At 73.1% G+C, this 21735-nt stretch carries 6 protein-coding genes; all 6 read right to left on the bottom strand.

The window, feature by feature from the left end:
• A partial coding sequence (locus tag ABT025_RS36825) for a beta-ketoacyl synthase N-terminal-like domain-containing protein (RefSeq protein WP_351003035.1) occupies positions 1–314 on the bottom strand: 314 nt, incomplete at its 3' end.
• A gap of 7 nt (positions 315–321) precedes the next feature.
• Positions 322–16689 carry an SDR family NAD(P)-dependent oxidoreductase gene (locus ABT025_RS36820; RefSeq protein WP_351003034.1) on the bottom strand — a complete coding sequence of 5456 codons (16368 nt, stop codon included), beginning with the start codon at positions 16687–16689 and terminating at the stop codon, positions 322–324.
• A 118-nt stretch (positions 16690–16807) separates the two neighbouring features.
• Positions 16808–18193 carry a methylaspartate mutase gene (locus ABT025_RS36815; RefSeq protein WP_351003033.1) on the bottom strand — a complete coding sequence of 462 codons (1386 nt, stop codon included), beginning with the start codon at positions 18191–18193 and terminating at the stop codon, positions 16808–16810.
• Positions 18190–18690, bottom strand: coding sequence for a cobalamin B12-binding domain-containing protein (locus ABT025_RS36810; RefSeq protein ID WP_351003032.1), 501 nt, complete (start codon positions 18688–18690; stop codon positions 18190–18192). Before ABT025_RS36810 ends, ABT025_RS36815 begins: the two co-directional genes overlap by 4 nt.
• On the bottom strand, positions 18687–19949 hold the full coding sequence (locus ABT025_RS36805) for a type III PLP-dependent enzyme domain-containing protein (protein WP_351003031.1): 1263 nt from the start codon (positions 19947–19949) through the stop codon (positions 18687–18689). The genes ABT025_RS36810 and ABT025_RS36805 overlap by 4 nt, the downstream gene beginning before the upstream one ends.
• Positions 19946–21481, bottom strand: a complete 1536-nt coding sequence (locus ABT025_RS36800; protein ID WP_351003030.1) for an AMP-binding protein — start codon at positions 21479–21481, stop codon at positions 19946–19948. Before ABT025_RS36800 ends, ABT025_RS36805 begins: the two co-directional genes overlap by 4 nt.
• Positions 21482–21735: the final 254 nt, after the last annotated feature.

The following is a 21735-nucleotide window of genomic DNA, read 5'->3' as shown; positions in this document are numbered from 1 at the left end:
TCAGCCGCGTCATACAGGAAACCACCCTCACGCGTCACCGTACGATTCGGCTTCCCCGGCTCCGGATCGTAAAGCCCCTCCACATCCCACCCACGGTCCACCGGAAACCCCGACACACCGTCCCGGCCCTCCGCCACCAGATCCCACAACTCATCCGGAGAACCCACACCACCCGGATAACGACACGCCATCCCCACGATCGCGATCGGCTCGGTGGCGTCGACGGTGAGCCGGTCGTTGGCCGAGCGGAGTCGTTCGTTCTCGACCATGGTCGTGCGGAGGGCGGCGACCAGCTGCTCTACAGATGTTTCCATGATGTTCTCAGCCCTCGCTCGGGTTCCGGGTCGGGTCGGCGGACGCGAGCGCGGCGCGCACCAGGTCGTCGACGTCCATGGTCCTGATCGCTTCGCCGGCCTGTGCGGCCCCGCCCTGTGGGGCGCGTGTGCCGGATTCGGTGGCGGGTGCGGGTGCCGCGGGTCGGGCGGCGAGTTTCAGCAGTGCGTCCAGCAGGCCGGACTCCCGGAGCGCGTCGACCGGGATGTCCGCGAGGGCCTGCCGGATGGAGGCGTCGGTCTCCGCGCCCCCCGGGCCGCTCTGCGCGGGGGCGGGTGCGGTGCCGGCAGGTGTGTCGGGCGTGTTCTCGTCGAGGCCCGGCGGGAGTTCGTCGAGGAGGAAGTCGGCCAGTACCGCCGGGCTGGGGTAGTCGAACATGAGGGTCGCCGGGAGTCGGAGGCCGGTGGCCTTCTGCAGCCGGTTGCGCAGATCGATTGCGGCGAGCGAGTCGAGGCCGAGCTCGGTGAAGCCCTTGGAGACGTCGATGGTGGCCGGAACGCTGTGACTGACCCCGGCGACCTGCTCGCGCACGACGTCCAGGACGGTGCGCCTGCGCTCGGCGGCCTTCATGCCTGACAGCCTTTGTTCCAGGGTCAGTCCGGAGGCGGCGGGGGCGGCCACCGCGGTGACGGCGGGCGCCCGCACCTCCTTGCGGGCGGTGGGCCGTTCCGGTGCTCCGAGCACGTCCTTCAGCAGGTGCGGCGGTTCGGCCGTGGCGTGCTGGTCGCGTTCCACCCGGATCGGTACGAGCACGGGCCGGTCGAGTTCCAGGGCCTCGTCGAGAAGGGCAAGGCCTTCGGCGGTCGGCAGCGCCGGCATGCCCATGGTGCGCATGCGTCGCAGGTCGGCGTGGGTGACCCCGCCCCCGAGGCCCGTCCTGGTCTCCCAGAGGCCGAACGCCAGCGACGTACCGGGAAGTCCGGCCGCGCGGCGGTGTGCGGAGAGAGCGTCCAGGAAGCGGTTGGCCGCGGCGTAGTTGCCCTGGCCGATGCCGACGACCAGGCCGGCGCAGGAGGAGAAGAGGATGAACGCCTTCAGGTCCATGCCGCGTGTCGCCTCGTGCAGATTCCAGGCCGCGTCCACCTTGGGGCGCATCACCGTGTCGATCTGTGCGGGGGTGAGGGCGGCGAGCAGCGCGTTGTCCATGACCGCGGCCGCGTGGACCACCGCCGTCAGCGGGTGTGCGGCCGGTATCGCGGTCAGCAGTTCGTCGACGGCCGCGCGGTCGGACGTGTCGCAGGCCGCGAGGGTGACGCGAGCGCCGAGTCCGTGCAGTGCGTCGCGGAGTTCGGTGGCTCCGGGTGCGTCCTTGCCGCGCCGTCCGGCGAGCAGGAGATGGCGTACGCCGTGCCGTTCCACCAGGTGGCGGGCGACGACGGCGCCGAGACCGCTGGTCCCACCGGTGATCAGTACGGTCCCTTCGGCGTCCCAGGGCAGGGGCACCGTGGGTGCTGTCGCCGGAACCCGGGCCAGCCGGGGCACCCGTACCTCGGCGCCGCGCAGGATCGCTTCGGGTTCACCGGACGCGGCCACGGCGGGCAGCGACTCGCGGGCCGTGGCACTGCCGTCGGAGTCGACGAGGACGAACCGGCCGGGGTACTCCTCCTGGGCGGCGCGCAGCAGCCCCCACACCGGAGCCTGGACCAGGTCCGCGGCGGTGTCGCTCTCCTCGACGGGGAGTGCGTCACGGGTGACCACCATGAGGCGGGACCGTGCGTACCGCTCGTCCGCGAGCCATGACTGGAGCGTGGCGAGGACCTGTCCGGTCACGGAGCGGACGGCCGCCGGGATGTCGTCGTGCTCAGTGGACCGAGGCACGGGCAGGACGACGACGTCGGGGACCGGGGCGCCACCGGTCAGCGCGGCACCGAGGGCGGAGAGGTCACGGTGGGCGGTTCCGGGTCCGGCGGCGGGAGTGTCTCCGGGACCGGCGCCGAGCACCGCCCAGCGGTCCGTGGCCGCGGCGACGGCCGCGCCGAGGGGCAGTTGCTGGGTGACCAGCTGGAACACGGTCTCGTGCTCACCGCCGCCACCCGCGGCGGCGGCCGCGTTGACCTTGGCCGCGGTGACGGGGCGGACCACGAGGGAGTCGATCGTGGCGACCGGGGTGCCCATGGGGTCGGTGAGTTCGAGGCGTACCGCGTCCGACCCCTGTGACCGGTGGGATTCGACGGCGGTGATGCGTACCCGCAGCCGCGAGGAGCCTGCGGCGTGCAGGGTGACGCCGGACCAGGCGAACGGCAGCTGGGTGCCGCCGACGTCCTGGGGGCGGCGCCCGTCCATGAAGTCGGTCGCGCTCAGCGCCGCGTCGAGGATCGACGGGTGGAGACGGAAGTCCTTGCCGACGTCCAGGGAGTCCTCCGGCAGGGACACCTCCGCGAACGTCTCGCGGCCCCGGGACCAGATGCCGCGCAGGCCCCGGAACATGGGGCCGTAGCCGTAGCCCTGACCGGTGAGGTAGTCGTACACACCGGAGATGTCGACCTCGGTCGCGCCCGTGGGCGGCCAGTCGGCCGGGGCGGGGGCAAAGGTGCCGGCGGGCGGCGCCTGTCCGCTGCCCGGGGCGAGCACGCCGCTGGCGTGCTTGCTCCAGGGTGCGCCGGCCGGGGCGTCGTCGGCGCGGGAGTAGACGGCGAGTGAGCAGCGCCCGCCCGCGTCGGGTGCGTCGACGACGACCTGGACGGCGAGTCCGCCGTGGGGCGGGAGTGGCATCAGTGCCTCGATGGTGAGTTCCTCCACCACCTCGCAGCCGACCTCCTCACCGGCCCGGATGGCCAGTTCGATGTAGCCGGTGCCGGGCAGCAGCACGGTCCCGAGGACGTCGTGGTCGGCGAGCCAGGGGTGGGTGCGGACCGAGAGGCGCCCGGTGAGCACCACACCGCCGGCCTCCGGGGAGGCGACCACGGCACTGAGCAGCGGGTGCTCGGCCGCGGTCTGGCCGAGGCCGGTCACATCGCCGCCGACGGGATCGGGGGCGTCGAGCCAGTACGTGGTCCGGTCGAAGGCGTACGTGGGCAGCTCGACCTTGCGGCCGCCGCGACCGGCGAGGACATCGGCCCAGCTGATGCCGGGTCCGGCGACGTGCAGCCGGGCAAGGGCTGCGAGCAGGGTGGGAACCTCCGGCCGGCCCTTGCGCAGGGCGGGCACGGTGAGGGTGTCGGGCGAGTGGTGCGCGGTGGCCTCGGCGAGTGCGGTGAGCACCGCGTCGGGTCCGAGTTCCACGAAGCGGGTGACGCCCTGGCTCGCGAGGTGGGCGATGCCGTCGTCGAAACGGACGGCCTCACGCACGTGACGTACCCAGTACTCGGGCGACGTCAGCTGCTCGGCGGTCGCTTCGGTTCCGGTCACATGGGACACGACGCGTATCGAGGGGGCGTTGTACGAGAGTGTCTCGGCGACCTTCCGGAACGCGTCGAGCATGGGTTCCATGAGCGGTGAGTGGAAGGCGTGCGACACGGCCAGCCGCTTCGTCCGGCGCCCCAGCGCGGCGAAGTGCTCCGCGACCGCGAGCGTCTCCTTCTCCGCCCCCGACACCACGACGGCCGACGGACCGTTCACCGCCGCCAGCCCCACGTCGCCGTTCAGCAGCGGAAGCACCTCGTCCTCCGACGCGGCCACCGCCACCATCACCCCGCCGGCCGGGAGCGCCTGCATCAACCGGCCGCGTGCCACAACCAGTTCGGCAGCGTCCGGCAGCGACAGCACGCCCGACACATGCGCGGCCGTGATCTCACCGATCGAATGCCCCGCCACCACATCGGCGCGTACGCCCCATGAATCCACCAGCCGGAACAACGCGGTCTCGACCGCGAACAGACCGGCCTGAGCGAACATCGTCCCGTTCAGCAGACCGGCGTCCTCACCCCACACCACCTCACGCAGGGAGCGGCCCAGCCGGGCGTCCAGTTCGGCCACCACCGCGTCGAACGCCTCCGCGAACACCGGAAACGCCCCGTACAACTCGCGGCCCATGCCGAGCCGCTGCGCACCCTGCCCCGTGAACAGGAACGCCGTCAGACCCTCCGCGGATGAACCCGCCGACGTGACGACATCCGCGCTCTCCCGGCCCGCCACCAGATCCGACAGCGCACGCACCGCCGCCTCACGATCCGCGGACAGCACCACCGCACGGTGATCCAGCACCGCACGCGTCGTCGCCAGCGAGTGACCGATATCCACCAGCGACTCGTCGGGGTGGGCCTCCGCATGGGCGAGAAGGCGCTCGGCCTGCGCCGTGAGCGCCGTGGCGCTCCGCGCGGAGAGCGGCAGCGGTACGACGGGCAGCGGGGCGGGTGAAAGCGGGGCGGCGGTGCCGTCCGGTTCGCCCTCCTCGGCCGCCGGTGCCTCTTCGATGATGACGTGGGCGTTGGTTCCGCTGAGCCCGAAGGAGGAGACGCCTGCCCGTCGGGGCCGGTCGTGCGCCGCCCAGGTGACCGGCTCGGTCAGCAGTCGTACGCCACCGGCCTCCCAGTCCACCTGCGGTGACGGCTCGTCGACGTGCAGGGTCCGGGGCAGCAGGCCGTTGCGCAGGGCCATCACCATCTTGATGACTCCGCTGACACCTGCGGCGGCCTGGGCGTGCCCGATGTTCGACTTGACCGAGCCGAGCCACAGCGGGCGGTCGGCGGGCCGGCCCTGACCGTACGTGGCGAGCAGGGCCTGCGCCTCGATCGGGTCGCCGAGCCGGGTGCCGGTGCCGTGTCCCTCCACCGCGTCCACGTCGGCGGGGGTGAGCCCCGCGGCCGACAGGGCCTTGTGGATGACGCGCTGCTGGGAGGGGCCGTTGGGGGCGGTCAGACCGTTGGAGGCGCCGTCCTGGTTGATGGCACTGCCCCGGACCACCGCGAGGACGGGGTGCCCGTTGCGGCGGGCGTCGGAGAGGCGCTCCACCAGCAGGAGCCCGACACCCTCGGACCAGCTCGTGCCGTCGGCGGCGCCGGCGAACGCCTTGGAGCGTCCGTCGGCCGCGAGTCCGCGCTGCCGGCTGAAGTCGACGAAGATCTCCGGGGTCGGCATGACCGTGACACCGCCCGCCAGGGCGAGGTCGATCTCACCGGTACGCAGCGCCTGGCAGGCCATGTGGAGGCTCACCAGGGAGGAGGAGCAGGCGGTGTCGACCGTGACGGCGGGCCCTTCGAGGCCCAGCGCGTAGGCGACGCGGCCGGAGGCGATGCTGCCCGCGCTGCCGTTGCCGAGGTAGCCGGCCAGGTCGTCGGGAACATCGGTGACCCGGCTGCCGTACTCGTGGTACATCACACCGGCGTACACACCGGTCTGGCTGCCGCGCAGCGTCTCCGGGTCGATTCCGGCGCGCTCGAACGTCTCCCACGCGGACTGGAGCAGCAGGCGCTGCTGCGGGTCCATCGCGAGGGCCTCGCGCGGCATGATGCCGAAGAACTCGGGGTCGAACTCGGCCGCGTCGTAGAGGAATCCGCCTTCGCGCACATAGGTGCGGCCGGGGAGTCCCGGCTCGGGGTCGTAGAGGGCGTCGGCGTCCCAGCCACGGTCCGCGGGGAAGTCGCCGATGGCGTCGACACCGTCGGCGACGAGGTCCCACAGGTCCTCGGGTGAGCGGACGCCTCCGGGGAAGCGGCAGCTGATGGCGACCACGGCGATCGGGTCGTCGTCGACGGCCGCGCGTGGGGTGGCGGCGGGAGCGGCCGTGGTGGTCGCGCCGGTGAGCAGGGTGTCGAGATGTCCGGCCACCGCACGGGAGTTGGGGTAGTCGAAGACCAGGGTCGCGGGCAGTCGCAGCCCCGTGGAGCCGACCAGCAGGTTACGCAGTTCCACGGCGGCGAGGGAGTCGAATCCCTGGTCGCGGAAGGCCGTGTCGGGTCCGACCGCCTCGGGGGTCGGCTGGCCGAGTACGGAGGCCACCTGGGTGCGGACCGTGTCCAGCAGGATGCGGGCCCGCTCGTCGGGGGTCGCACCGGCCAGGCGGCGTTCCAGGGCGGAGCCGGTGGCGGCTGCCCGGACGGTGCGGCGGGCGGGGGTACGGACCCGGCCGCGCAGCAGTGCGGGCACCTCGTCGCTGCGGGCGGCGAGCGCCGCCGCGTCGATGGCGAGGGGGACGACGACCGTGTCCTCGGCGACGAGGGCGGCGTCGAAGAGTTCCAGACCCCGGTCGGCGGGGAGGGCCGGCAGACCGAGCCTGCGCATCCGCTCCAGGTCGGCTTCGGTGAGGTCGCCGCCGAGCCCGGTGCTGACCTCCCACATGCCGAACGCGAGGGACGTCGCGGGCAGTCCGGCGGCCGCGCGATGGGTGGCGAGCGCGTCCAGGAAGACGTTGGCCGCCGCGTAGTCGGCCTGTCCGGCAGCGAGGACGAGGCCGCCTGCCGAGGAGAACATGACGAACGCGGTGAGATCGGTGTCCCTGGTCAGCTCGTGCAGATGCCAGGCGCCCTCGGCCTTGGGGCGCAGGACGGCGTCGAACCGTTCGGGCGTGAGGCTGCCGACCAGGCCGCCGTCGGCGACCGCCGCGGCGTGCACGACGGCGCGCAGCGGGCGGTCGGCGTCGATCCCGGCGAGCAGGGCGGCCAGTCCCTCGCGGTCGGCCACATCACATGCGGCGATCTCCACCCGGGCGCCGAGACCCGTCAGTTCGGCGGCCAGTGCCTCGGCACCGGGCGCCGCCATGCCGCGTCGGCCGGCCAGGAGGAGATGCCGTACGCCGTGCCCGGTGACGAGGTGACGCGCGACGAGTGCGCCGAGGCCGCTGGTGCCTCCGGTGATCAGTACGGTGCCCTCGGTGTCCCACGGGGCGGACCGTGCGGGATCGGGGGCGGTGGCACGGCCCAGTCGCGGCACCCAGGACTCGCCGCCGCGCAGGGCGGATTCGGGCTCGCCGGACGCGACGGCAGCAGCGAGGGCGGCAGCCGTCGCCTCGGACTCGTCCTCGACGTCGAGGAGGTGGAACCGCCCCGGGTTCTCGGCCTGTGCGGCACGCACCAGACCCCATACGGGGGCCTGGACCGGGTCCACGTCCTCGGCGGACCGCACGGGCACGGCACGCCGGGTGACGACGACGAGGGGGGCGGTGCCCGCCTCGGGGTCGGCGAGCCGGTCGCGTATCTCGCCGAGCACCCGGTGGGTGAGGGCGCGCACGGCGGCCGGGACGTCCTGGCCCTCGGGCGGTGCCGGGCAGTGCAGGACGGTGTACGCGGAGGCGGTGCCGGTCTTCGCGGCGGCGGGCTCCGTCCGCTGCCAGACGATCCGGTGGAGGGCCGCGGAGGATGCGCCCGAGGCTGCGGCGATCTGCTCCGGCGAGACCGGGCGGGAGACGAGCGACTCCACGGTGGCCACCGGTGCGCCGCTCTCGTCGGCGACCAGGATGGCGGACACCTCGTCGCCGCGAATCCGCTGGATGTGGACGCGCAGCGAGGGGGTTCCGGCGGCGTGCAGGGTGACGCCGTTCCACGAGAAGGGCAGCAGGGTGGCCGCGTCGGCGGCCGGGTCAGTCAGCAGATCGGCGTGCATGGCCGCGTCGAGGAGCGCGGGGTGCAGCCCGAAGGCCGGCGCCTCGTCGCGGGCGGCACCGTCGAGTGCCACCTCGGCGAACACGTCGTCGCCGCGCCGCCAGGCCGCGCGCAGGCCCTGGAAGGCGGGGCCGTAGGCGTAGCCGCGCTCGCGCAGCCGCTCATAGGCGGATGCGACGTCGACCGGGGTGGCACCGGCCGGCGGCCACTGGGTGAGGTCGAAGGCGGGTTCGGATGCCTCGCGGGTGAGGGTGCCGTGGGCATGTCTGGTCCACGGAGCGTCCGGGTCCGAGGAGCCGCGTGAGTGGATGCTGACCGTGCAGGCGCCTGAGGGGTCCGGTGCGCCGACGACGACGCGCAGGGCGACACCTCCCCGGGCCGGCAGCGTCAGCGGCGCTTCGAGGAGAAGCTCCTCGATCCGGCCGCAGCCGACGTGGTCGCCCGCCCGGATCGCCAGCTCGACGAAACCGGTGCCCGGCAGCAGCACGCTGCCCAGTACGCCGTGGTCCGCGAGCCACGGCTGGGTGCCGGTCGCGAGCCGCCCCGTGAGGACGACCCCGCCGTCGTCCGGCGTCGCCACCGCGGCGCTCAGCAGGGGGTGGGTGACCGCTTCGAGACCGACTGCGTCCAGGTCGCCGGGGGCGGTGGCCAGGTCGAGCCAGTAGCGCTGGTGCTGGAAGGCGTAGGTGGGCAGGTCCGGGCCCTGTCCGATGCCGTGGAGACCGAAGAGGGCGTCCCACGCGACGGTGACACCTCGTGCGTGGGCGCGGCCGACGGCGGCGAGGAGTTCGCGGGCCTCGGGCCGGTTCCGTCGCAGCGACGGGACGAACGCCGTCGCCTCCGTGTCCTGGACGCAGTCCTGGCCCATCCCGCTGAGCACGGCGTCCGGTCCGATCTCGATGTACGAGGTGACACCGCGGTCCTCCAGGAACCGGACCGCGTCTGCGAACCGCACCGCTTCGCGGACGTGTCGCACCCAGTACTCCGGCGAGCCCCAGCCCTCGGACAGATCCCCGGACACACCCGACACCACAGGGATCGACGGGTCAGCGAACGACAGCCCGGAGACCACCGTCCCGAACTCCGCCAGCATCGGCTCCATCAGAGGTGAATGGAAGGCGTGAGACACCCTCAGCGCGCTTGTCCTGCGGTCCTGCGCCTCGAACGTCGCGACCAACTCGCGAACCGCCGCCTCCGTACCCGAGACGACGACGGACCGCGGACCGTTGACCGCAGCGATCCCCACCTCACCGTTCAGCAGCGGGAGCACCTCGGCCTCCGTCGCCTCCACCGCCACCATCGACCCACCGGCGGGAAGGGCCTGCATCAACCGACCCCGCGCAACGACGAGTTCGGCAGCGTCGGCCAAGGACAGCGCACCCGACACATGCGCCGCCGCAATCTCACCGACCGAATGGCCCACCAGGAAGTCCGGACGCACACCCCACGACTCCACCAGCCGGAACAACGCCGTCTCCACCGCGAACAGACCGGCCTGAGCGAACATCGTCCCGTTCAGCAGTCCGGCGTCCTCACCCCACACCACCTCACGCAGACTCACGCCCAACCGGGCATCCAACTCCGTGAGAACCGCGTCGAGCGCCTCCGCGAACACCGGGAACGCCCCGTACAACTCGCGGCCCATACCAAGCCGCTGCGCACCCTGACCCGTGAACAGGAACGCGACCTTGCCCTCGCTCACCGCGTCCCGCACCGGCCCGCCACCGGAGGCCAACGCCTCCAGTGCGGCGGAGAGTTCCGTACGGTCGGCGCCGATCGCGACGGCGCGGTGGTCCAGAGCGGCGCGGGTCGTCGCGAGGGCGTGGCCCGTCGCGGCGAGTGCGTCGTCGGGGACGGTCGCGAGGTGGCTGAGCAGGCGTGCCGCCTGGTCGCTCAGCGCGTCCGGGGTCCTCGCCGCGATCGGCCAGACGACCGGGCCGGGCGTGGAACCGGCCTGCTCGGGCGCGTCCTGCGGCGTGGTGGCGGGTGGTGCGATGGCGGGCGGCGTGGTGGCGGGCGGCTCCTCGATGATCACGTGGGCGTTGGTGCCGCTGATGCCGAACGACGACACGCCTGCGCGACGCGGACGGCCGTGCGCGGGCCAGGCGGTCGGGCCGGTCAGCAGCTCGACGGCGCCGGAATCCCAGTCCACCTGAGGGGACGGCTCGTCGGCGTGCAGGGTCGCGGGCAGGGTGCCGTGGCGCATCGCCTGCACCATCTTGATGATGCCCGCCACGCCGGCCGCCGCCTGGGTGTGGCCCATGTTGGACTTGATGGAGCCGAGCAGCAGCGGGCTGTCGGCGGCGGGGCGCTCCTGGCCGTACGTCTCCAGCAGCGCCTGGGCCTCGATCGGGTCGCCCAGAACGGTGCCGGTGCCATGGCCCTCGACGGCGTCGACATCGGCCGGAGTGAGGCCCGCGACGCTCAACGCGCGCCGGATGACGCGCTGTTGGGCCGGGCCGTTGGGGGCCGTGAGGCCGTTCGAGGCTCCGTCGGAGTTGACGGCGGAGCCCCGGACGATTCCGAGCACGCGGTGGCCGTTGCGTTCGGCGTCGGAGAGCCGCTCCAGCAGGAGCATGCCGACGCCCTCGCCCCAGCCGGTGCCGTCGGCGCCGCTGCCGAACGACTTGCACCGCCCGTCGGTGGCCAGGCCGCGCTGCCTGCTCATGTCGACGAAGGTGTCCGGGGTGGACATGACGGTGACGCCGCCGGCCAGGGCGAGGGCACAGTCGCCGCGGCGCAGGGCCTGGGCGGCCCAGTGCAGGGCGACGAGGGAGGACGAGCACGCGGTGTCGACGGTGACGGCGGGACCTTCGATGCCCAGGGTGTAGGCGACCCGTCCGGAGACCACGCTGGCGAGGCTGCCGTTGCCGTGGTAGCCGGCCACGTGCTCGGGCAGCGGGCCGAGCCGCAGCCCCCAGTCGTGGTACATCACACCGGCGAAGACACCGGTGTCACTGCCACGCAGGGAGTGCGGGTCGATGCCCGCGCGTTCGACGGTCTCCCAGGCGATCTCCAGCAGCAGCCGCTGCTGGGGGTCCATGGCCTGGGCCTCGCGGGGGCTGATGCCGAAGAACTCGGCGTCGAAGTCGGCCGCCCCGTAGAGGAATCCGCCCTGGTCCGTGAGGCTCTTGCCCGGCGCGCCCGGGTCGGTGTCGTGGATGTCGGTGGCCCAGCCGCGGTCGGTGGGGAATGCCGAGACGACGTCGCGTCCCTCCTCGACGAGCTGCCACAGCTCCTCGGGCGAGGTCACGCCGCCGGGGTAGCGGCAGGCCATGGAGACGATGGCGATGGGATCGTCGTCGGACGCGGTGGGGGCGGCCGGAGTGCGCCGCCCGGCCTGCCGCTCCGCGTCGCCGCCGAGCCGGGAGGCCAGGTGGTCGGCGAGGGCTCCGGGCGAGGGATAGTCGAAGACGAGCGTGGCCGTCAGTGGCAGACCGGTCGCGGCGCCGAGCCGGTTGCGGAGTTCGACGGCCGCGAGGGAGTCGAAGCCCATCTCGTTGAACGCCCTTGTGGTCAGGACGCGTTCGGGCCCGTCGTGGCCGAGGACTGCGGCCACCTGGGTACGTACCAGATCGAGCAGGGCCTCGCCGCGCTCCGAGCGGGTCAGGCCGCTCAGGCTCCGCGCGAGTGACTGTTCGACGCTGACCCCGCCGGCGCCCACGGCGCGGCGCGGCGGACGGACCAGGGCGCGCAGAAGGGCCGGGACGTCGTCGGCGCGGGCGTTGAGTGTGCGCAGGTTCAGCCGTACCGGCACGACGGCCGGGTGGTCGGCCGTGGTGATCGCACGGTCCAGGAGGGCGAGGTTCTCCGCGACGGACAGGGGCTGGAGGCCGAGGCGTTCGATGCGCCGCAGCGCGGCTTCGTCGAGGCTGCCGCCCATGCCGCCGGTGCCGGTCCACAGCCCCCAGGCGAGGGAGGTCGCGGGGAGGCCGAGGGGGGCACGGTGGGTGGCCAGGGCGTCGAGGAAGACGTTGGCGGCGGCGTAGTTACCCTGTCCCGCACCGTCCAGGAGGGTGGCGGTGGAGGAGAACAGGACGAACGCCGACAGGTCGTTGTCGCGGGTTAGCTCGTGCAGGTTCCACGCCCCGTCGGCCTTGGGCCGCAGGACGGTGTCCAGGCGGGCGTCGTCGAGGGAGTCGACCAGTGCGTCGTCGAGCACCCCCGCCGCGTGCACCACGGCGCTCAGTGGCAGCCGCTCCGGTACGGCGGCCAGCACGTCGGCCAGCGCCTCGCGGTCGGCGGCGTCGCAGGCCGCGATGACGACCTCGGCACCGAGTGCGGTCAGCTCGGCGCGCAGTTCCTCGGCACCGGGGGCGTCCGCGCCCCGGCGGCCGGTGAGCAGCAGTCCGCGCACACCGTGTGCGGTGACCAGGTGCCGGGCGACCGTGGCACCGACGCCGCCGGTGCCACCGGTGATCAGGACGGTGCCGTCGGTGCGCCAGGGGGTGGCTGCGGTGTCCGGCGCCTGTGTGGTGCGGGTCAGCCGTGGGGCGTGCAACCGACCGTCCCGCAGGGCGATTTCGGGCTCGTTCGAGCCGGCGGTGAGGCGCAGCAGTTCGTCGGTGCCGAGGGAGCCGTCGGTGTCGAGCAGGAGGAAGCGGCCGGGGTGTTCGGCCTGCGCCGAGCGCACCAGGCCCCAGACGGGGGCCTGGGCGAGTGCGGCCTGCTCGCCGGGGGCGGCGGCGACCGCGCCCCGGGTGAGTACGGTCAGGCGCCCGGTGGTGGACCTCTCGTCGGTGAGCCAGTCGTGTACGGCCGTCAGCGTGGTGCCGAGGACGGTGCGTACGTCGGCGGCGACGTCGGGTCCGGTCGGTGCGGGGCAGGCGTGGACGGCGGCGTCGGGGTTCGCCGGAGTGGCGGCGGGGGTCGGCAGCGGGGTCCACCGGACGTGGTGGAGCGCGTCGGGGTGGGCGGTGGCGGCCAGTCCGCCGGCCGCGAGGGGCCGGACGAGGAAGGAGTCGACGGAGGCCACCGGGGCTCCGGTGGCGTCGGCCAGTTCGAGGGTGACCTCGTCGGTGCCGGTGGCGGTGACGCGCACCCGCAGCGTGGTTGCGCCCGCCGCGTGCAGGGTGACGCCGGTCCAGGCGAAGGGCAGCAGGATGCGGCCGTCCGGGCCGTCCGTGGCGGCCGCTGTGGCGAAGTCCGTGGCGTGCAGGACCGCGTCGAGGAGTGCCGGGTGGAGTCCGTAGGCGGAGGCCGGGTCGCCTGCCGTGTCGGGCAGCCGTACCTCGGCGAAGACCTCGCCCTCCCCTGCCTTCCAGACCGCTCGCAGTCCGTGGAAGGCGGGGCCGTATCCGTAGCCCTGCGTGGCCAGGTCGCCGTAGAGGCCGGTGATGTCGACGGGTTCGGCGCCGGGGGGCGGCCAGGTGCCCGCCGCGAAGCCCGGGGCCGGTGGCGCGGACAGGTCCCCGGGGGCCAGGCGGCCGGTGGCGTGACGGGTCCAGGGTGCGTCGGCGGGGGCGTCCTCGTCGCGTGAGTAGAAGGCGACGGCGCGCCGGCCGGTGGTGTCGGGGGCGTCGACGACGATCTGGAGGGCGACGCCGCCCGTGGTGGGCAGGGTCAGCGGGGCCGCCATGACCAGTTCGTCGAGCCGTTCGCAGCCGGTCTGTTCACCGGCCCGGACCGCGAGGTCGACGAACGCGGTGCCGGGCAGCAGGACATGGCCGTCGATCACGTGGTCGGCGAGCCAGGGGTGCGAGCGCAGCGAGACCCGTCCCGTGAGGACGGCGCCCCCGGTGTCGGCGAGGCCCACCACCGCGCCCAGCAGGGGGTGGTCGGCGGCCATCTGGCCGAGCGCCGTCGCGTCCTGGGCGGCGTCGGGGGCGCTGAGCCAGAACCGCTCGCGCTGGAAGGCGTAGGTGGGCAGCTCGACGCGGTGGGCGCCGGCACCGGCGAAGAAGGCGTGCCAGTCGACACGCGTGCCGCGCGCGTGGGCGACGGCCAGGGCGCTGAGCAGCTGGTACGCCTCGTCGTGCCCGCGGCGCATGAGCGGGGTGAACACCGCGGACGGGTCGGCGCTCGCGCGGCCCATGGCGCAGAGCACCGGGTCGGGTCCGAGTTCGAGGAAGGTGGCGACGTCCCGGTCCGTGAGGGAGGCGACGGTGTCGTGGAAGCGTACGGGCGCGCTGATGTGCCGTACCCAGTACTCGGGGTCGGTGAGTTCCCCGGCGGTGGCGAGCCCGCCGGTGAGGGCGGAGACGACGGGGAGCTTCGGTGCGTTGTAGGTGAGGATCCGGGCGATCTGGCGGAACTCGTCGAGCATGGGTTCCATCAGCGGCGAGTGGAACGCGTGGCTGACCCGGAGCCGCTTGGTGCGGTGGCCGTCGGTCTCCAGCCGTGCGGCGAGGGCGGTGACCGTGTCCTCGTCCCCGGAAAGGACGACCGAGCGGGGGCCGTTGACCGCGGCGATGCTCACCGTGTCGCGGCAGCGCGCGAGGAGCGGCTCCACCGTCTCCTCGTCCGCCTCCACGGCGATCATGGCGCCGCCCTCGGGCAGTGCCTGCATCAGCCGGCCGCGTGCGGCGACGAGGGTGGCGGCGTCGTCGAGCGAGAGCACACCTGCGACGTGTGCGGCGGTCAGCTCGCCGATGGAGTGCCCGGCCACGTAGTCGGGGTGGACGCCCCAGGACTCCAGGAGCCTGAACAGGGCGACCTCGACGGCGAAGAGGGCCGCCTGCGCGTACATGGTGCGGTCCAGCAGGGCCGCCTCGGGGGTGTCCTCGTCGGCGAACAGGACGTCCCACAGGGAGCGGTCGAGCTGGAGGTCGAGGTAGCCGATGGCGTTGTCGAGGGCCTTGGCGTAGACCGGGTAGGCGTCGTACAGGCGGCGTCCCATGGCGAGGCGCTGGCTGCCCTGGCCGGTGAAGAGGAACGCGGTGCCGCCGCCGGTGACCGAGGTGAACACGCCGGGGGCGTCGCGGCCGTCCGCCACTGCGCGCAGCCCGTCGAGGAGGCCCGCGCGGTCGCCGGTGAGCACCACGGCGCGGTGCGGCAGCGCGGAGCGGGTGGTCGCCAGGGAGTGGGCGAGGTCGAGCGGCCGGGCGCCGGGGGTCCTCTCGATGTGTGCGAGCAGGCGTCGCGCCTGGTCGCGCAGGGCGGCGTCGCTCTTCGCCGAGAGCGTTGCCGGCAGGGGCCGTCCGTCCTCGGCAGGGGTGCCGTCGCCCTCGGCGGCGGCGCTCTGCGTGGTCTCGGCCGGCGGTTCCTCGACGACGATGTGGGCGTTGGTGCCGCTGACGCCGAAGGAGGAGACGGCGGCCCGGCGGGTGCGTTCGCCGGGCGTCCACGGTACGGGTTCGGTCAGCAGCCGGACATCCCCCGCCGACCAGTCGACGTTGGGCGAGGGGGCGTCCACGTGCAGCGTCGCGGGCAGCAGACCGTGGCGCATCGCCATGATCATCTTGATCAGGCCTGCCGAGCCCGCCGCCGCCTGGGTGTGCCCGATGTTGGACTTCACCGAACCGAGCCGGACCGGTCCCCCGGTGCGCTCCTGCCCGTAGGTGGCTATCAGCGCCTGGGCCTCGATCGGGTCGCCGAGCGTGGTGCCGGTGCCGTGCGCCTCGACGGCGTCGATGTCGCCGGTGGTGAGTCCGGCGTCCGCGAGTGCCTGGCGGATGACCTGGCGCTGGGCGCGGCCGCTCGGCGCGGTCAGGCCGTTGGACGCGCCGTCCTGGTTGATCGCCGTGCCGCGGATCACGGCGAGGACCGGGTGGTTGTTGGCCCGTGCGTCGGAGAGGCGTTCCAGGACGAACACACCGGCGCCCTCCGCGAACGCGGTGCCGTCCGCGGCGGCGGCGAACGCCTTGACCGTGCCGTCGGCTGCGAGACCGCGCTGCCGCGCGAACGCGGTGAACACGCCGGGGCTGCCCATGACGGCGACCCCGCCGGCCAGCGCGAGGGTGCACTCGCCGCGCCGCAGGGACTGGACGGCGAGGTGGATGCCGACGAGCGAACCCGAGCAGGCGGTGTCGACGGTCAGCGCGGGGCCTTCCAGGCCGAGCGTGTAGGCGACCCGGCCGGAGACCACGCTGGGTGCGTTGCCGCTGAGCAGGTATCCGTCCAGGCCGTCCGGCGCCTCGTGCAGGCGCATCGCGTACTCCTGCGGCTCGGCGGCGACGAAGACGCCGGTCCGGCTGGAACGCAGGGTCCGCGCGTCGATCCCGGCCCGCTCCACGGCCTCCCACACGGTCTCCAGCACGAGACGCTGCTGCGGGTCCATCGCGAGAGCTTCACGGGGGCTGACGGAGAAGAAGTCCGCGTCGAACTCGGCCGCACCGGACAGGAATCCGCCGTGCCGGGCGTAGGTGGTGCCGGGGGCCGTGGGGTCGTCGTCGAAGAGGCGGTCGAGGTCCCAGCCCCGGTCGGTGGGGAAGTCGTCGCGGACGTGGGTGCCGTCGGCGACGAGTTGCCACAGGTCCTCGGGGGACGACACATCACCGGGGTAGCGGCAGCCGATGCCGACGACGGCGATCGGGTCGTCGGTGGCGATGGCCGGTGCGAAGACCGGATCGGGCAGGTCGGGCAGGCCCAGGGCCTCGGTGCGCAGATGTGCAGCGAGGGCGGCCGGTGAGGGGTGGTCGAAGGCGACGGTAGGGGGCAGGGGCAGGCCGGTGGCCTCGATCAGCCGGGCGTGCAGCGCCACCAGCGCCACGGAGTCGAGCCCCAGCTCACGGAAGGCGCGTGCCGGGTCCACGGTCTGCGTGGCGTCCGGCCGGGTCTGCCGCAGTACGGCCGTGGTGCTCTCCCGCACCAGGTCCAGCAGCACCCGGGTCTGCTCCGAGGTGGGGAGGGATTCCAGCTCACGCACGAGTGCGGCCTGCTGCACCGTGCCCCCGTCCGGCACACCGTCGGTGCCAGAGACGAAGTTTTCCGACTCAGTCATCTGCACTCCACACAATTGTCGCCCGTCACCGGACGGAATTCACCAAGGAACCGCACCACTGCGGGTCACGCTATGAAGGCGAAAGGGCCGCGCACAGCCCCTACGGCCCCCCTAAGTCTCAGGAACTCTTCTGTGATTCGCCGCCGGAGAGGGACCGGATTCCGACCGGCGCGATGTCGCCACCGTCGCGGTCGTGGGTGTCACCGGATTCCAGCGCCATCCGGTCGAACGCCCTTTGTACGTAGGAGAGATCGGCGATCAGCCCGGTCGAGGTGACATCGCGGGCACGGGTCGGGCCGACGAGCCCGGCCAGCGGCAGCCGCCCGGTTCCGGCCCAGCGCAGCCGGCCGTCGCCGTCGATGTAGCTGCGGGCCCGGCCGTGGTTGTCCGGGTGCAGGCAGTAGGGGATGTCCAGAGCACCTTGTCTGAAGGCGAGTTCGAAGGCGTGCCCGATGTCCGGGGACAGTTCCAGTACGCCCTCGATCAGGGCCCTGGCCTCGGCGTATGTCTGCGAGTCCGACTCCGTGCGGGCCGGGCCGCCGGGCGGTGCCGTCCTCGCGGTCCTGGCCGCCGACTCCAGTGCGGCGACGTTCTCCGCGACGGTCGGGATCCGGCGGGATTCCGCCACCGTCTTCACGATGAGCCGTTCCGACCCGGAGTCGACCGCGAGGCGGGCCGCCTGGTCGAGCAGCAGATAGGCGCCCTCGTCCGTGGTCGGGTAGACGCCCATGTAGGCGTAGATGACCACGTGCCAGTTGGTCGTCGGAAGCAATTCCGCGCAGAGCCGCCGCAGAGCCGCGACCGCTTCCCGGTCCTGTTCCGGGTGGGTCTGCTGGGCATAACTGAGCGACACACTGCGTATTCCGTGCTGGCAGAAGAAAAGCGCTTCGAGCACACTGATCGCCACCAGCTGGCTCGGTGGGCACAATTGCCCGAGCATGCAGCCGCCGAACGTCTCCAGATGCGGTTCCACTCCGGATTCCCGCAGCTGTGCGAAATCCTCGGTGCAGCGGACCCAGTTCCGTACGGACTCGTCCAGCGGAGTACGTCCGTAGGGGAGGCAGTAGGAGACGGGGCCGCCCTCGGTGGCGTTGATCAGCGTCCTGCGCAGTGCGGCGAAGATGTCCCCCGGGACGGCCGATCCGTGCCGGACCTGGACCGGGAACGTCTCGTCCCTGATCCCCGCGAGGACCTGCCCGGTCACGGCCGTGTCGTAGCTGACGATGGGGTAGCCGTTGAGTCCGGCCCCGGCGCGCAAGGCGCTCTCCACGGAGGCGAGTTCGCCGACCCTCGTGTAGCTGTCGAGGGTGACGGTGCCGACCGTCGCGGCGTCGGCGGCACGGGTGGCGGCCAGCCCCGCGCGCATGGTGGCGGGGTCGCTGAACCCCATCCGGGGCTGCACCACCAGGTCACCTGCGCGGCCTCTCGCGCGGACGAAGGCTCCGAAGTCAACCGGGCGCGCCCCCTCGGCCGTCCGCCGGAGCGGGTGCGCGCCCGGTCTCACGCCCCGACCTCGGTGCGCTCCAGGGAGCGGGGTGCGGTGGAGAGCGTGCCGACGAACCGGCTGAACTCCCGTGCGGCGGTGGAGGCGTCGTCGAAGACGGCATCGAATCCGGCGGAGATCAGCTCGCCGATCGCCGCGTCGCTCTGCTGCCCGGCGACGCCGAGCTTGCCGCCGATGACCACGGGGGTCGAGGCCAGTTCACCGCAGGCGCGCAGCGCCTCGATGACGCGCAGCCCGTCCTGGTGGCCGTGCCCGTTGACGCTGCTGATGACCACCAGGTCGGGGGCGGTCTCCCGGCAGGCGTCCACGAGGACCCGGTCCGGGACGCACGGGCCCAGGTTGATCACCTCGTAGCCGAGCTCCTCGATGAGCAGCTGGAGGAAGACGAGGTTCCAGGTGTGCGAGTCGGAGGCCACGGTCGTGACGACCACGGTGCCGCGCCGGGCGCCTGCCGGACTCACGGTGCTCGTGGCGCCGTGCATGAGGCCGGTGCTCATTCGGTGCCTCCCTCGGCGGTGTTCGCGAACGGTTCGTCCAGGGCCGCGTAGGAGCGGCTGTGCTCGATCCGGGAGACGGACAGCACCGTGTCCCCCCGCACGACGACCTCGGTGGGTGCCGGGCGGCCCAGGAACATCAGCAGGCTGGCGGTCGGCCCGTACGCGCCGGCGTTGGGGATCGTCACCAGGTCTCCGGCGGAGAGTGCGGGCAGGTCGATCTCACGGCCGAGGATGTCGCCGGGTGTGCACAGCGGGCCCACCAGGCTGGCCGATTCGACGCACTCCCCCGAGTCGGTCCCGACGGCGACGGGCAGCAGCCGGCCGAGGCCCGACATGCCGCCGAAGGTGTTGATGCCCGCGTCGAGGATGACGAACTTGCGGCCGCGGCTGACCTTGACGTTGCTGACCGAGGCGACGAGCGTGCCGCTCGCCCCGACGAGGTAGCGGCCCGACTCGCAGGCGATCTCGGGGCCCTCGGTCCGCCACTGCGGGAAGTGGGTGTCCAGCGCGGCCGCGAGTTCGCCGCGCAGCTTCGGGTACGTCCCGCGGCTGCCGGGCACGGCGTACGGCACGGTGAAGCCGCCGCCGATGTCGAGGAAGCGCAGGGGGAGGTCCAGTTCGTGCTGGAGGCGGGCGGCCAGCTCGATGGTGTGCTGGAACTCGCCGACGAGGCTGTCCTCGTCCTTGGCATTGCTCAGCGGGAAGAAGTGCATCCCGGTGATGCGGACGCCCGCGACGGTCCGCAGCTCGGGGACCACGTCGGCCAGGGTCTCGCTGTCGAAGCCGAACTGCGAGGGCGTACCGGTCATCCGGATGCTGCTGGTGGCGCTGGCCGACGCGCTGTTGACGCGCAGCAGGCAGTCGGCGGTCACCCCGTGCGCCAGGGCGGCGTCGGCCACGTGGCGGACGTCGGAGACCGAGTCGGTGGAGAAGACGCGGACGCCCAGGCGGATCGCCTCGTCCAGCTCGCCCGGGGTCTTGCCGGGGCCGGTGTAGAGGCAGTCCTCGCCGCGGAAGCCGGCGGAGAGGGCCGACTCCAGTTCGCCGGTGGAGCTGATCTCGGGCCGGCAGCGGCGGCCCTCGCCTTCGCGCAGGGCCCGGACCAGGCCCGGGTGGGGGTTGGCCTTGAGGGCGTAGAAGAGGGTGAACTCCTCGGGCAGGGAGTCGAACAGCTGCTGCCGTGCCGCGTCGAGCTCGTCGAGGTCGTACACGTACAGCGGTGTGCCGAAGCGTTCGGCAAGTGCCTGGTAGCGGCTCATCGCCCTTCCCCGTCGATCATCTCGGTCAGTACCTGCCGGGCGTTCTTCCCGTGCAGGCTCAGCGGCAGTTCGTCCAGGACCCGGCACAGAGCGGGCACCTTGGCCAGCTCCAGGCGCTCGGCCAGTTCCTTCAGGACGGTGTGGGGGGCCAGTTCCGTCTCGGCGAAGATGACCAGGTCGCGGGTCTCGGTGGGCGGCAGCGCCGTGGCGGTGCGCACTCCGGGGATGTCCATGGCGGCGGCCTCGATCTCCACCGTGCTCATCCGGATGCCCTTGCGCTTGAACATGTCGTCGCGGCGGCCCTCGAAGTAGAGGTAGCCGTCCTCGTCGAGCCGGCCGTAGTCGCCGGTGTGGAGGCGCAGCGCCCCGGTGTCGGGGTCGCGGCGGAAGGTGCGTGCGGAGAGTTCGGGGCGGCGCCAGTAGCCGGGCATGACGTGCGGGCCCACGGCGACGATCTCGCCGGTCTCGCCGGTCGGGAGGGACCGGCCCTCCGCGTCGAGGATGAGGACGGTGGTGCCGGGCAGGGGCAGGCCCACCGACCGGGGGCGCTCGTGCTCCTGGTCCGGCGGCATGATGGAGACGCGCTTGCACTCGGTCTGGCCGAACTGGCGGACCACCTGGACGCCGGGGAACGCTTCGCGCAGGGCGGCGACCGCGTGGTCGGGCAGCGCGGCACCGGTGTTGGTGAACATCCTTACCGGGAGCGGGTCCTGGGTGTCGCGCCGGGCGAGTGTGCCGATCATCGTGGCCAGGGACGGCACGATGGGAACCACGGTGGCACCGGTCTCGCGCATCCGTCGCAGCAGTACGAGGTCGGACTCGCCTCCGTCCAGGACCAGTTGCGAGCGTCCGAGGCAGGCGAGCAGCACCTTGTACAGGCCGTAGTCCCAGGAGATCGGGAAGCGGCAGAAGACGACGTCGTCGGGCCGGTACCCCAGCACCTCCTGGATGGCGCGGGAGGCGAAGGTGACCTGCGCGTGGGGGCACACGACCGCCTTGGGCGCGGCGGTGCTGCCGGAGGTGTAGACGAGGAACGCGGTGTCGTCGCCGCCGATGTCCAGGGGCGGGGGCGCGGGGCGCCCGGCGGCCTCCTCGACATGGGGCCAGATCGCCGCGAGGTCGTGCACGGGGAGTGCGGCGGCCCGGCCGAGTACTTCGGTGGTGGGGCCGTCGCCGATGATGAGGGAGGGTTCGGCGTCCTCGATGACGGACCGGAGGTGGTACTCCTTCATCGCGGGGTTGAGCGGTACCAGGATCACCCCGAGGCGTGAGGCCCCGTAGACCATGGCCACCAGCTCGCGCCGGCTGGGGAGCTGCACGAGCAGCCGGTCGCCGCGTACCGCGCCCTGCTCGCCGAGCCAGGCGGCGAAGCCGTGGCTGAGTTCGGCCATCCGCCGGTACGTCACCTCGCCGGCGGAGTCGTGCAGACACTGACTGTCCGGGGTGTCCGCGGCCGCGTCGTCGAGCAGGGAATGGACCGTCCCGCCGTTCCCGTGCGCCGTCGGCGCGTAAGTGGTGTTCGGATTCTCCACGGTTCCAACGTCGCTTTCGGGTGTGGGTGGCGAGCGGACCGGCGTCGTCGCGCGACGGGGCCGGGCGCTTCGAGGGGAGGTGGGGAGGTCCGGAGCAGCCGGGGCACGGGCCCGGAGGGGAGGGGGTCCGTGCCCCGGCTTCCGGGGAGGGCGGTCTATGACCTAAGGGCTGTCCCGTAATCCGTGGTGGATCAGCGCGCGGCGTCAGATGCGGTGCATCGCAAGGCGGAGGAGCGTCCGCATACTGGATGTAT

The organism is Streptomyces sp. NPDC002809 (genome assembly GCF_040295435.1).
Taxonomy (GTDB): Bacteria; Actinomycetota; Actinomycetes; order Streptomycetales; family Streptomycetaceae; genus Streptomyces.
The sequence above is the reverse complement of the archived record's forward strand: the minus strand, read 5'-3'. Positions and strand labels throughout refer to the sequence as shown.